The sequence below is a fragment of the Breznakia sp. PF5-3 genome (assembly GCF_029504745.1).
Lineage (GTDB): Bacteria > Bacillota_I > Bacilli_A > Erysipelotrichales > Erysipelotrichaceae > Breznakia.
Genome location: NZ_JAQFIQ010000010.1, coordinates 26,446 through 39,698 on the forward strand (window position 1 = coordinate 26,446; position 13,253 = coordinate 39,698).

Consider the following 13,253-nt stretch of genomic DNA (forward strand, 5'->3'; position numbering starts at 1 on the left):
GGATCCTGATAAATTCAGAATCCTTCTTGATTTAAGACTTAAGAAAAGCTTGCTTTTACTTTTTGTTTTACTCTTTTTGTATACGATTGATAAGCTTCACTTACTGCACAATATTTATCCACAAAAGAGATAAGCATCGACTCAGCATGTTTTGGTGGCTTTATTGTAACAGGCCACATGTGTTTAGCAATAATATCTATTTCTAAATCACTTAGCAAAAAATATTCGTTTGCGTTTCTAAGTGCAATCTTAGGATGTAGATGTGCATGAAATCCCTTTTCGGGTTTTCCTTCATGCCAATCGTACAAAAAGAAGTCATGTAGTAAGCCACCACGTGCAGAAGCTAGATAATCTAGATGAAACATCTTACTTATGCGATAACTCACATAAGAAACATGCAAGCTATGCGTAAATACTGTATTATCTGCATGGTGTAAATATTCATGCATTTCTTGTACTTTGGGATGATTTAATATTTCATAAACCAACTCATTATATATTTGATCATTTGATATTTTTGTATGTAATTTCGAAATTTTCAATGTCTTAACCGTCCTATTAAAATACATATTTGTATCTTATGTCATGAATTATACCACAGAAATTAAATAGGTCTATTAAAATGACATCAACTTCAAAAATATTATACAACCTCTTTGCTACTCTTTTTCTAAAATAAAACGTATAGATATTTTATCTACACGTTTTATTATGTTAAATATAATTATTCAAATGACGCTTACTGATAATTAAAGATTGCTTGCGGCTCTCTAAATCACCTTCGAAATTGCGATCTTCAATTTCAATACAAGCATAACCATCAAAGCCTGCATCTAAAGCAGTCGTTATAAATTTTCCCCAATGAATATCTCCTTGACCTGGGATTTTTGGTACCGTAAACATATTAGGTGGTACTAAATATCCATAGTAATCTAGCTTCGCTTGATCAAGGGTTAAATCTTTAAAGTGTAAATGATACAAACGATCCTTAAAGTCTAACATAGGTTGTAAATAATCCATGCTTTGCAATATCATATGCGAAGGATCATAATTGATTCCTATATTTTTACTTTTTAAACGATCAAATATCAACTCCCAATTATATGGTGAAGAAGCCAAGTTCTGACCTGCTGGCCATTCATCATACGTGAAATACATAGGGCAATTTTCAATACCAATTAAAATATTTTTCTCTTCTGCAGCTTTTATAATTGGATCCCATACTGTATTTAATTCCGCAAGGTTTTCTTCTAAATTCTTATCTTGCATCCTACCAATAAAAGTAGTGACATTTTTTACACCTAAACGACTTGCTGCATCAATCACTTTTAATAAGTGTTGATTGTAATACTTTCTTTTCTCAACATCTGTATCCATATTATTTGGATAATATGCAAGCGAAGATATTTCTACATTTCGATCCTTACAATATTTTTGAATATATGCAATTTTTGTATCATCCAAAGTATCCACATCAATATGTGTAACTCCTGCATACCTTCTTTCTGCTTTCCCTACAGGCCAACAAGCAATCTCTACTGCTTCAAATGCTTGTTCATGAGCGAAATCAATTACTTCTTCAAACGTTAAATCAGCAAGTATAGAACTTACAAATCCGATTTTCATTTTTTAATCCTCCTTACTTTCTAAATATTTTTGGAACAACACTGCTGCTATGATAATAGCACCTTTGATAGCTCCTACTAAAAACGAATTTATACCTAATAAATTCAACATATTATTAATAATTCCAAGCGTCAACGTACCAAAGAAAGTTCCAAGAATCTTTCCATGCCCACCTGACATGCTAGTTCCACCAATAACAACAGCTGCAATGGCATCCATTTCATATGATGATCCAGATGAAGCGGAATTCATACTACCTAGTCGAGATGCTTCAATCATTGAAGCAAATGCAATTAAAACCCCTGAAATCACATATGTTAGTATAATTGTTCTTTTTGTATTTACCCCTGATAATTTAGTTGCTTGCTCATTACTTCCAACACCATAAATATGACGTCCAAGTGATGTGTTCTTCATCACAAAGGCAATGATTAACGCAAATAATATCCAGTAAATAATTGGCAATGGTACAATACCAAATAATTTATCATTTGATATTGCCAAAAAACCATCTAATTTCGTTGTTGAGGCTAAAATTCCTCCACCATGATAATAATACTGTATCAATGATCGAAAGATACTTGTTGTACCCAGTGTCACAATAAATGCTGGTATCTTAAATTTAGCTACTAGAAAACCTGCAATAAAGCCTGTAAGCAACCCAAGTCCTACAGCTGCCCCAATTGCTAACAGTATACTATCTGTTGCATTTAAAACACTGATTCCTACCAACCCTGTCATCGCTAATTGAGAACCAACAGATAAATCAATTCCCCCAGTAATAATAATCATTGTCATTCCTAATGCTACAATTCCTATTACTGCATTATTTAGCATTACATTGGATAGGTTATCATAGTTTAAAAAAGTTGTTCCTTTAGTAACTATAGCTACTAATAGAATAATTACAAAGGCAATAATTGGACTATATTCTTTTAAATAGTAATGTATTTTCTTATTTTTCATTGATACCTCCTGTAGCGATCGTCATAATACGTTCTTCATTGAATGCTTCTCTTTTTAATTCATCACGAATTTCCCCATGGAACATCACATATGCACGATCACAAATCATCATGATTTCACTTGCTTCACTTGATAACACAAAGAAACTTATTCCCTCATCTGCTAGATTCATAATGTGAGTATAAATTTCAAATTTAGCTCCGACATCTACTCCTTGAGTAGGATTATCTAAAATTACAATCTTTGGATCAATACTTAAAGCACGACCAATCATAACCTTTTGTTGATTTCCTCCGGATAACTTAGTAATCAAATCACTAAACTTTGCCAACTTTATATTTAATTTATCTTTAAACTTTTCATTGTTATTCTTGATTGCAGAACGATTCAATATTCCTGCTTTTGATGAACGCTCATAATTTGTCATATTCATGTTATCTGAGATAGACAAGTCTTTAATGATTCCATTTATCTTTCTATTTCTTGGAACATAAGCAATTTTACGTTTAATTGACTTAACCGTAGAATTACATTTAATTTCTTCACCTTCTAAAAGTACAGAACCTTCATAAGCTTGTTTATTTCCATAAATTGTTTCAAACAATTCACTTCGCCCATCGCCTAATAAACCTGTTACACCAACTATTTCACCTTTGCGAATATTTATATCTACATCTTTAAACTCTCTATCTCTGCTTAATTTTTTAGTTTCTAATATAACATCTCCTAGTTTTCTTTCATGATATATATCCGATGAATCAACATCTTTCCCAATCATATATTTCGCAAGGTCATACTCCTTTATCCCTTTACTTACTTCTTTTGACTTAACAACTTCACCATCACGAAGTACTGTAAACGAATCACAAAGGGTTAATACTTCATTTAACTTATGTGATATAAAGATGATGGCAAGTCCTTTATCTCTTAAATTATTTAGAACTTTAAATAATTGATCAATCTCATTTTCTGTTAATGAAGAAGTCGGCTCATCCAAAATCAACACCTTACTCTCTTTCATTAAACCTTTTGATATTTCAATTACTTGTTGATAAGATGCATCCAATGTTCCTATTTTCACATTTGGATCAATGTTTACATCCAACTGTTGTAATATCTTAGCGGATTCTTCACGCATCTTCTTATTATCAAGAATTCCTTTGTGTTTTATTTCTTGGCCAAAAAACAGATTTTCAGCAACCGTTAAATCTGGCAACAATGCTAACTCTTGATGAACAAAGGAAATCTTATCTTGTAACATATTCGTTCCATGATGTGTATGCTTTACCTCTTCACCATCATATAAAATATTTCCTGCATCGTAATCAATTACACCGCCTAAGATATTCATCAAGGTTGTTTTCCCTGTTCCATTTTCTCCAAGTAATGCGTGTATTTCACCTTTTTTTAATTGAAAGTCTACGCCCTTTAATACTTTGTTGACACCATAAGACTTTTCAATATTCTGCATTTCTATAATATATTTACTCATCTCTTACACCTCTTCATATAAAAGAGCCTAATTAGGCTCTATAACTCCTGATTAATAAGGTGAATCTGCATCTACGAAATCTTCTGCATTATCACGATTGATGATTTCTGGTGCTACATAATAATCTTTTTCAAACTTTTCACCTTTTTGAATTTTCACAGCCATTTCAATAGCATCAATAATCATTTTAGGACTATATGTTGCTGAGAATAGGTTAATCGAAGTTTCTGATTTAATCTTATTGATATAGCTTTGACTTCCTCCACATCCAGACATATATTTAATATCTGTACGTCCTGCATCTTTAATTGCTTGTAAGAAGCCTAATGATGATTCATCATCAATTGAGAAAATTGCATCGATTTGTTTATTAGCTACTAATAAATCTGCTCCTGATTTCAATCCATCTTCTTGTGTAAAACTTGCAGTTGAGAATTCCACTAATTTAATATCTGGATATTTTTCTTTCATAACCTTTTTAAAGTTATCAACACGTTCGGTACTAACAGAACCTGCACTTGGTACATTGTGAACTGCAATTGTTCCCTTTCCACCTAGCTTTTCACCTAAATAATTCGCTACGGTTGTTCCTACTTCTGGATTATTCCCTGTTACATAAGATGTATAATCAACATCTACAATACGGTCAAATAGTACTAATTTAATCCCTGCATCTCTAATTTTCTTTGCATAGATTTCTACTTCATCTGTATGTGGTTCTAAAACGATTACAGAACAATCCATAGCAATCAAATCATCGATATGCGCTGCTTGTTCACTAACACTACTTGAAGTTAAGATTTTCGCATCCAAACCTAATTCTTTCACAGTATTTTCAGCATTATAAGATAATGCTGCTAACCAACCATGGTCTGCAGCTAGAATTGAAATACCAATAGGTCCATCGGCATTTGCTTCTTTCTTATCATCTTTCGATTCTCCTGAACTACAACCACTAATAATTAAAATAAACGCGAATGAAACTGCTAATAATTTCTTTAAACTTTTCATTTATTTTCTCCTTTATTGTATGTCAATCCATACTTTTTTCTTATCGCTTTCCAAACAAGCGGCAACAACTTTCATAATATGATATCCATCTGCAAATGTAGCAAATGGCTTTGGACCATCATAGTCTTTGTTTTCGATTGCTTCATAAAATGCACGTATACCATTGGTTAGTGCATCATGCCAACCTACTGGATGTCCATTTGGTAGGGTAGCAAATTTTTTAGCACCTTGAGAAACATATTTAGCATCTGCAAATACTTCTTCATTTCCCTTGTCGCGATGTCCAATCCACAATCTATCTGATTGTTCTTGTTTCCACTCCAATGCTTCTTTTTCACCTGAGATATTAATTTTCAAACCATTCTTCTTCCCAGCACTCACCTGAGAAATTACAAACGATCCTATAAGGCCTCCTTCAAATTCTACTTGAATGACACCTCCATCTTCGTTTTGAACTATCAATTCTGTGTACTCCTCATCTGCTGATGATACTTGAGAAAAAGTACCTACTCCCTCATATCTTTTTCTTTTTTCATGAACCTTGAATAGCTTTGCATTCACAGAAGTGATTTTTTTCGATATTACATATTCCATGATATCGAAACAATGCGATCCAATATCTGCCAATGCTCTTGATGCTCCCCCGATTGTTGTATCCATACGCCAATCATAGTCTGTATCAAACATTAGCCAATCTTGTAAATACTCCCCTTGTACAAACAAAGGTCTACCAAATGCTTCACTTTTCACAACCTCGTGCATTTCTTGAACCAATAAATTTGTACGATAGTTAAAATTAACTCCAGTAATCAATTTTTTTCCATCCAACATTTCAATTAGTTCTTTTGCCTCATCAAGCTCTTTCACAAGAGGCTTTTCACTATAAATATGAAGATTTTTTTGAATTGCTTTCTTATTTACAGCAAAGTGAACATTTGTTGGTGTACAGTTATGGATTGCATCTAACTCTTCTTTATCAAGCATTTCATTAAAATCTGTATAAATTCTTTCGCAAACACCGTTTTGTTGTAACACTTCCAAATTAGAAAGGTTATTATCTGTGATTGCTACAATTTTTACACCTGATATTCTTCCAAGCGCTTCTATATGCTGTTTACCAATGAATCCAGCACCAATAACACCTACTTTAATCATAACTTCTCCTTCCTCCCCTGTAAGGGGTTTCACAATGGTATTTTAGCACCGCCGAATTACAGTGTCAATATATTTACGTAAATTATATTATTTTTACTGTAAATTTTACATTATTGACTTTTTACGTTATAATATTCATACTATAGTTAAGTATTTATCAATTTAATAAGGAGGTTTTAATGAAAAAAACAATCACTGTTAAAGATATTGCAAAGGAAGCAAATGTTTCAATTGCAACTGTATCTCGTGTTTTAAATAACATTGGACAAGTAAAAAGCAGTAAAAAAGACCAAGTTTTAGAAGCTGCTAGAAAACTTGGATATAATAAAAAGAATATATCAAATACGATTGATAATTCTTCAAAATGTATTTTAATGTTTATTCCTGATTTTGAGAATCCATTTACTAGTACTGTTATCGATGGTGTTTTAGAATCTATTAATAACCATGGTTATAAAATACTATTTGCAAGTACAAAAAATTTTAATGATTCATTAGAGGATTATATGGATTTTTGTCAATCTTTATCCCTAGCTGGAATTATATCTTTGGCTTCGGTGAAAAATCCTGAAATCATGGAGGGATTAGGGCGTAAATTCCCAATGGTACTATGTTCAGAATACCCAGAGAACAGTGCTTTATCATTTGTAAGTATCGATGATAATAAAGCAGCAAAAATCGCTACTGAATATTTATTATCTTTAGGAAGAAACGATATTGCACTTGTAAACAATTCAACAAAGAATAAATACGCAAGACATCGTCAAAAAGGATTCTTAAGAACAATGAAAGAACATCAAATCGATGTTCCAAGCAATTGGATTTTAAACTTATCTAGAATTGATTATTCACTTGCCTTTACCAATATTCAAAGCTTATTAAAATCACCAAATGTCCCAAATGCGATATTTGCTGTAAGTGATGTTTATGCAGTAGCAGCAGTTAATGCTGCAAAGAGCTTAGGTTATCGTGTTCCTGAAGATATTTCAGTAGTTGGGTTTGATAATGAATTTGTTTCTATGATGTCAGTCCCATCTGTTACAACCATCATGCAACCATCTTATAAGATTGGTTATCAATCAGCTGAATTATTATTTGACATGATCGAAACCAAAACCATCGAACAAAAAACAATTATTTTTGAAACTGAACTAATCGTTCGAGAATCAACTGCACAATTACAGGAGAAATAAGATCATATGAGTTATATTTTAGGAATTGATGGTGGTGGAACAAAAACCGCTTACTTATTAGCTGATGAAAGCGGAAGAATCATTGACCAATATAAAGGACCAACGATTCATTATATGCAATGTGGCTACGATGGTCTTACATCAACTATTAAAGAAGCTGTTGATTACTTCATAAATAAACAAAAGATTCATAGAGATGAAATTGCTTATTGTTTTGTTGGTGCTGCTGGATATGGTGATATTGAAGAAGATAAAGAATTTATTAAACAAGCAATTGCAAAAGGATTAGAAGGGATACCGTTTGCAGTTGATAATGATACTTTTAATGCCCATGCAGGTGCCTTATTAGGACAAGATGGAATTTGTGTAATTGCAGGAACAGGATCCATTGGTCTAGGAGTGAACAAAGATCAATCTATTATTTGTGGAGGTTGGCATCATGCCTTTGGTGGAGATGAAGGGAGTGCCCATTGGATAGCTGAAAATTATATCCAAGAATTCACAAAACAAAGTGATTTACGTTCCCCTAGAACGTTGCTATACACTTATATGAAAGACAAATACAACTTTAATAACGATAGTGATGCCCTTCAACAATTTATCGTTGATTGGGATTATGATCGCACAAAGATTGCTTCCTTATCTAAAGATGTATATGAATTAGCTAAGAAAAAAGATAGTGCAGCACTAGCAATATTTAAAAAAGCTGCATATGAATTATCCTTAATTTACCGTTCAATTTATAAACAATTAGATTATCAATATAAAATTCCTGTTTCTTATATTGGTGGTGTATTTCAAAGTAAGGAATTTATCCTAGAACCATTAAAAGAATATTTACACGATTTAAACCTTGAATTTGTAACACCAAAGTTTTCAGCTGATATTGGAAGTCTTTTGATTGCATATAAATACTTAGGTATCGCTATTGATAATACACTAGTTTCTAATCTAGAAACATTTCATAATTCATTGTAGTAATAAGATTTTATTCATTAATTACAAAAGAGATAACAATAAACAGGTATATAAAGCCTAAGATGATTTGTATCTCTTTTTATTTTATCCTAAATATTAGAGATTAATAAACTACATAATAAAAAAAGACAAAGCACATGCTCTTTGTCTTTCATAAATTTGATTGTCTATTTTATTTAAAATACTAATTAATAAAATAATGGTCGGGCCGGGGGGACTTGAACCCCCACGAGGTTGCCCTCAACGGATTTTAAGTCCGTTGCGTCTGCCTATTCCGCCACGGCCCGATTATTACTATTTAAAACTGGAGGTTCCTACCAGATTCGAACTGGTGATCACAGAGTTGCAGTCTATTGCCTTACCACTTGGCTAAGGAACCAAAAATGGTGCGCGTGAAGGGACTCGAACCCCCACGGTTGCCCGCCAGATCCTAAGTCTGGTGCGTCTGCCAATTTCGCCACACGCGCAAGTGCCATTTAATTATAGCATAATCCAAACAAAATGCAATATTTTATATGGGATAAAACAAAAAAATATTTTGACCTTTTCTTTTACCATTTCTTACGGTATTCTTATATAGATAGGAGCGAAAATAATGAAGCAAATATTAGATGAAATGATTAAGATTGCCCAAGAGGCAGGTAAGTATATAAAAGATAACAGAGCGTTTAAAGTAATGGAAAAGTCAGGGGCTGCTAATATTGTTACAACAATGGATTTAGAAGTGCAAGAAATGATCTTGAAAAGACTTTCTGAAATCTTACCAGAAGCAAAAGTAATTGCTGAAGAAAATGAATTTAATAATTATGATGATAGTTATGTTTGGGTTGTAGATCCAATTGATGCAACTACTAATTATGCATACGATTGTAAATATAGTTGTATTTCTATTGCCTTACTAAATAAATTAGAAGGAGTTGCTGGTGTTGTATACAACCCTTACCTAGATGAAACCTTCTATGCAATCAAAGGTGAAGGAGCTTATCTTAATAATAAACAATTACAAGTAAATAGCAATGATTTATCAAATTCATTAATTGTTGTTGGTTCATCTCCTTACAAAAAATCAGAAGCTGATTATACATTTGATACATTAAAACAACTATTTTTACATGGTCGTGACATTAGACGTACAGGCAGTGCTGTCTTAGACATCTGTTATGTAGCCTGTGGGCGCTTTGACGCTTACTTTGAGGCCAATGTTGCCCCTTGGGATTATAGTGCCTCTACTGTCATTTTAAAGGAAGCAAATGGCATTATTGAAGCCATTGAGCCAGACGTTTGGGGGTATGGAAAATCAATTGGTTTGATTGCCGGAAATAAGAATAATTTTTCTACCTTGAAATCTTTAACAAAAAGGTGAAAAGGGGTTGCCACAACCTTGTGGATATGCTATTATAATATAGCGTTTGCCTGAATAGCTCAGTTGGTAGAGCATCCGGCTGTTAACCGGCAGGTCGCAGGTTCAAGTCCTGCTTCAGGCGCCATTAGAAAGCAAAAACATCATATTAAATATGATGTTTTTTTGTTTGTACACTTATAAAGCAATATTTTATTTTGATGCAACTATAACCAATGCATAACTATCTTTTTCATAAGGAGCATCAGAGAATCCCTTATAACTATTTATTGTTTTAAATCCTGCTTCTTTCAACATCTCTACAAGTTCATCTTTGCATAAAGGAATTAATTCAACAGCATTTTCATAGCTTTTATCTTTGGTTTTTAAAATGGTAGAAAATACAATTTTATCTTCTTTGTGAGAATAGTTTCTAACAAACGTAACTTCTTCATTTTCAATCGTTGGTAATGAAGTGATATGTTCCTCTAGGATACGATCATAGTTTATTATTTGAAGTACAATATTTCCATCTTCTATTTTCTTATAACAAGAATTCAAAAAAGTTTGAATATCTTTTTTAGTTGGAAGATGTACCAATGTATTTCCAATACAATATAAACTATCATATATTTCATCATCCATATCCAACATGTTTTCGACTTTAAAATAAATTGCAGAAGCTTTCTTTTTCGCATACGCAATCATCTCTGTGTCCAAATCTATCCCTGTCACACTATACCCTTTATCATGTAACGCGATTGTATACTCACCACTTCCACAACCAACATCTAAAATTCGTTTACCATCTAAATGCTTTTCTAAAAAAGCTACGATTTGATCTTTTGCTGGAAATATTTTATCAAAATATTTCGCATATTCATGATACATTGCCATCACTCCAATCTAAGTATTTGTTAAATCTATTATAATTGATTTTCTATAAAATAACATGTATTTGCTTTTGTATCATCTCGCAAATAAAAACCTCTTCATAGAGGCTTTTATTTTTATAATAACGATGCTGCTTCTTTATCTAAAATAATTGTAAAGTTTGGGTGTTGTAATAATGCTGTTGCAGGAAATTCATTCGTTGGTTCTAATGTGAACAATTTCTTTACTGCTTCTGCTTTTGATGCACCATTAACAATTAATACAAGATGTTTTACTTTCATCAAGCTTTTTAATCCCATAGTTACAAAATATTCAGGAATGTTCCCATTAGGGAACATTTCTTCAAATAATCCATACCAAGGATATTCTTTTTTCACATACATCTTATATGTCTCTTGTGTAAAATCAGTTCCTACAGGCATATTTCCACAGAAGTGTCCATCTCCCCCTAAACCAATCATCATGACATCAATTCCACCATCATCTTTAATTTCTTGATCATATGTATCATAATTTGCATAAGATAATTTCTTAATATTTTTTTCTTCTACTCCTGCTGGTTTATAAAATTGTTCATATAACGCTGAAATAGTAACACCTGGTTTTCCACTTCCATCTTCAATTTCATCAAAATTATAAAAATATGTATTTTGAAACTCATTCTTATATTTCTTATACCAAACTGCAAGTTTTTCATATACCCCTTTTGGACTAGCTCCTGCTGTAATAGAAAGGTTTGAACGTTTATCCTTTGTCATTTCTGTAAGTAAAATTGAAGCTGTCATTTCACTTAATTCTTCATATGTATCTACAATAATTTTATTCATTTAAACTTCCTCCTTTAGTTTCTATAACTTTACTATACCAATCAAAACTATCTTTTTTATATCGTTTTAAAGAACCATTACCTTCATCATCTTGATCTACATATACAAACCCATAGCGCTTCTTCATTTCTGAAGTACCACAACTAACCAAGTCAATGATTCCCCAATATAAATATCCCATGACATCGACACCATCTAAAATCGCTTCGTGAACCGCTTTTAGATGTTCTTTTGTATAATCAATACGATATTTATCATGTACTTTATTATCTTCTGTAAGTTCATCAACAGCACCTAATCCATTTTCAGATATCAATACAGGCTTTTGATATCTATCATATAAATTATTAAGTGTGATTCGCAACCCTTCTGGATCAATTGGCCACTTCCATTCACTCACTTGTAAATAAGGGTTTTTCTTTGATCCAATTAAATTACCTGATACTTGTTCTCCTTCTTCTATCGATGCCAAATACGTCATGTAATAACTAAACGATAAGAAATCACATGTATTTTCAAGCAATACGGTTTTATCCTCTGCCGTTATCTCTACATGTACATCAGCCTTTTCAAAGAAACGCTTCATATAACTTGGATAATAACCTCTCATTAAAACATCTGTATAAAACAAATTCTTTTGATTCTCTTCTTGTGCTAATCTAACATCTTTTGGATTACAAGTATCTGGATACGTTTCCAACCTTGCAATCATACAACCAATCATCAAATTTTCGTCCAATTGCTTTGCATATGCTTTCGTCAATGCGGTTGCAACAAATTGATGATGTGTTGCTTGATACTTCGCTGTTTCAATATTTGTTTTTACTTTCTCTACTAAGATTCCACCACCTGTATATGGACTTGTCAACATCATATTAATTTCATTAAAGACAATCCAATATTTAACTTTTTTATGGTATCTTTTCAAAACAACTTTCGCAAACCTCATAAAATCTTCAATCGTAGCTCTAGATTCCCAACCATTTTGTTTTAAACTCAAATGGATTGGCATCTCATAATGCGAAATAGTCACTACTGGTTCCATTCCTAATTGTAGACATTCATCAATTAGATTATCATAATACTCTAATCCTTTTTCATTTGGCTCTTTATCATCACCATTAGGAAAGATTCTCGTCCAAGCGATTGAGAAACGAAATGCATTCATATTCATTTTTGAAAACAAGGTAAGATCTTCTTTATATCGATGATAAAAATCAATCCCTCTACGTTTAGGATAATTCCCATCACAATCTTCCATCGCTTTCATCAATCGATCATAAGATACATCTAAATGTAACCCTGGATTTTTAGCATCTGGTTTCACATAAGGAACTAAGTCAGAAGTTGATAACCCTTTACCATCTTCTGCATACGCTCCTTCTATTTGATTCGCTGCTGTTGCTCCACCCCATAAAAAATGATCTGGAAATTGTACTTTACTCATGATTTAGATTCCTCGATAAGTTTTAATCCTATATTTAAAACTTTTTCACCATTCATCCTACCATAATCAGTAGCTTCAATAATGGTAACAGGAATATTATATGGCTTTGCTGCTTCTTCAAAATTCTTTTTAATATAAGAAACTTGTGGCCCTAACATGATGACGTCTACTTGTTCAATTAAAGATTGCGCTTCTGCTTCTGGAGCTGCAAAAACTTCAATTTCTTCATCTTTATTATCGGCAGCCTTTTGCATCTTGTTTACCATTAAACTGGTAGACATTCCTGCTGCACATACCAACATGATTTTTTTCATATCTTTCACCT

13 protein-coding genes and 4 tRNA genes are annotated in these 13,253 nt (G+C 32.4%); 4 read left to right on the forward strand and 13 right to left on the reverse strand.

Going from position 1 to position 13,253, the window contains the following annotated elements; all coding sequences use genetic code 11:
* Positions 1-38: 38 nt before the first annotated feature.
* The 6 genes from M2475_RS03745 to M2475_RS03770 all read right to left on the reverse strand — a co-directional run bounded on the left by M2475_RS03745 (position 39) and on the right by M2475_RS03770 (position 6,250).
* Positions 39-542, reverse strand: a complete 504-nt coding sequence (locus M2475_RS03745) for an HD domain-containing protein (RefSeq protein WP_277489666.1) — start codon at positions 540-542, stop codon at positions 39-41.
* Between the two features lie 172 nt (positions 543-714).
* On the reverse strand, positions 715-1,626 hold the full coding sequence (locus M2475_RS03750; RefSeq protein ID WP_277489667.1) for a sugar phosphate isomerase/epimerase family protein: 912 nt from the start codon (positions 1,624-1,626) through the stop codon (positions 715-717).
* 3 nt (positions 1,627-1,629) lie between these two features.
* Positions 1,630-2,592: an ABC transporter permease gene (locus tag M2475_RS03755; RefSeq protein ID WP_277489669.1), complete on the reverse strand. Its 963-nt coding sequence runs from the start codon at positions 2,590-2,592 to the stop codon at positions 1,630-1,632.
* Positions 2,582-4,084 carry a sugar ABC transporter ATP-binding protein gene (locus M2475_RS03760; protein ID WP_277489671.1) on the reverse strand — a complete coding sequence of 501 codons (1,503 nt, stop codon included), beginning with the start codon at positions 4,082-4,084 and terminating at the stop codon, positions 2,582-2,584. Before M2475_RS03760 ends, M2475_RS03755 begins: the two co-directional genes overlap by 11 nt.
* A 51-nt stretch (positions 4,085-4,135) precedes the next feature.
* Entirely contained in the window at positions 4,136-5,095 is a 960-nt protein-coding gene (locus M2475_RS03765) for a substrate-binding domain-containing protein (protein ID WP_277489673.1), read from the reverse strand.
* A gap of 12 nt (positions 5,096-5,107) precedes the next feature.
* Positions 5,108-6,250 (reverse strand): Gfo/Idh/MocA family oxidoreductase, encoded by a 1,143-nt coding sequence (locus tag M2475_RS03770; protein ID WP_277489674.1) that lies wholly within the window; start codon positions 6,248-6,250, stop codon positions 5,108-5,110.
* A gap of 179 nt (positions 6,251-6,429) precedes the next feature.
* Between M2475_RS03770 and M2475_RS03775 the strand changes: the two genes are divergently transcribed.
* Together M2475_RS03775 and M2475_RS03780 are read left to right on the forward strand one after the other, a co-directional pair.
* Positions 6,430-7,443: a LacI family DNA-binding transcriptional regulator gene (locus tag M2475_RS03775; RefSeq protein ID WP_277489675.1), complete on the forward strand. Its 1,014-nt coding sequence runs from the start codon at positions 6,430-6,432 to the stop codon at positions 7,441-7,443.
* A 6-nt stretch (positions 7,444-7,449) separates the two neighbouring features.
* Positions 7,450-8,421: a BadF/BadG/BcrA/BcrD ATPase family protein gene (locus tag M2475_RS03780; RefSeq protein ID WP_277489676.1), complete on the forward strand. Its 972-nt coding sequence runs from the start codon at positions 7,450-7,452 to the stop codon at positions 8,419-8,421.
* A gap of 200 nt (positions 8,422-8,621) precedes the next feature.
* Here the strand turns inward: M2475_RS03780 and M2475_RS03785 are convergent.
* The 3 genes from M2475_RS03785 to M2475_RS03795 form a co-directional block, all read right to left on the reverse strand.
* Positions 8,622-8,708 (reverse strand) — tRNA-Leu (locus M2475_RS03785).
* Positions 8,709-8,726: 18 nt separating this feature from the next.
* Positions 8,727-8,800 (reverse strand) — tRNA-Cys (locus M2475_RS03790).
* Between the two features lie 5 nt (positions 8,801-8,805).
* Positions 8,806-8,888: transfer RNA gene (locus M2475_RS03795), tRNA-Leu, on the reverse strand.
* 128 nt (positions 8,889-9,016) lie between these two features.
* Here M2475_RS03795 and M2475_RS03800 point away from each other — a divergent pair.
* Positions 9,017-9,784, forward strand: a complete 768-nt coding sequence (locus tag M2475_RS03800; protein ID WP_277489677.1) for an inositol monophosphatase family protein — start codon at positions 9,017-9,019, stop codon at positions 9,782-9,784.
* Positions 9,785-9,832: 48 nt separating this feature from the next.
* A tRNA-Asn gene (locus M2475_RS03805) sits at positions 9,833-9,908 on the forward strand.
* Positions 9,909-9,973: 65 nt separating this feature from the next.
* Here M2475_RS03805 and M2475_RS03810 read toward each other — a convergent pair.
* From M2475_RS03810 to M2475_RS03825, 4 genes are all read right to left on the reverse strand, one after another.
* Positions 9,974-10,651 (reverse strand): class I SAM-dependent methyltransferase, encoded by a 678-nt coding sequence (locus M2475_RS03810; RefSeq protein ID WP_277489679.1) that lies wholly within the window; start codon positions 10,649-10,651, stop codon positions 9,974-9,976.
* Positions 10,652-10,770: 119 nt separating this feature from the next.
* Complete coding sequence (locus tag M2475_RS03815; RefSeq protein ID WP_277489680.1) at positions 10,771-11,481, reverse strand: glucosamine-6-phosphate deaminase; 711 nt, start codon at positions 11,479-11,481, stop codon at positions 10,771-10,773.
* On the reverse strand, positions 11,474-12,928 hold the full coding sequence (locus M2475_RS03820) for a glycoside hydrolase family 1 protein (protein ID WP_277489681.1): 1,455 nt from the start codon (positions 12,926-12,928) through the stop codon (positions 11,474-11,476). Before M2475_RS03820 ends, M2475_RS03815 begins: the two co-directional genes overlap by 8 nt.
* Complete coding sequence (locus M2475_RS03825; protein ID WP_277489682.1) at positions 12,925-13,242, reverse strand: PTS sugar transporter subunit IIB; 318 nt, start codon at positions 13,240-13,242, stop codon at positions 12,925-12,927. The genes M2475_RS03820 and M2475_RS03825 overlap by 4 nt, the downstream gene beginning before the upstream one ends.
* Between the last annotated feature and the right edge of the window lie 11 nt (positions 13,243-13,253).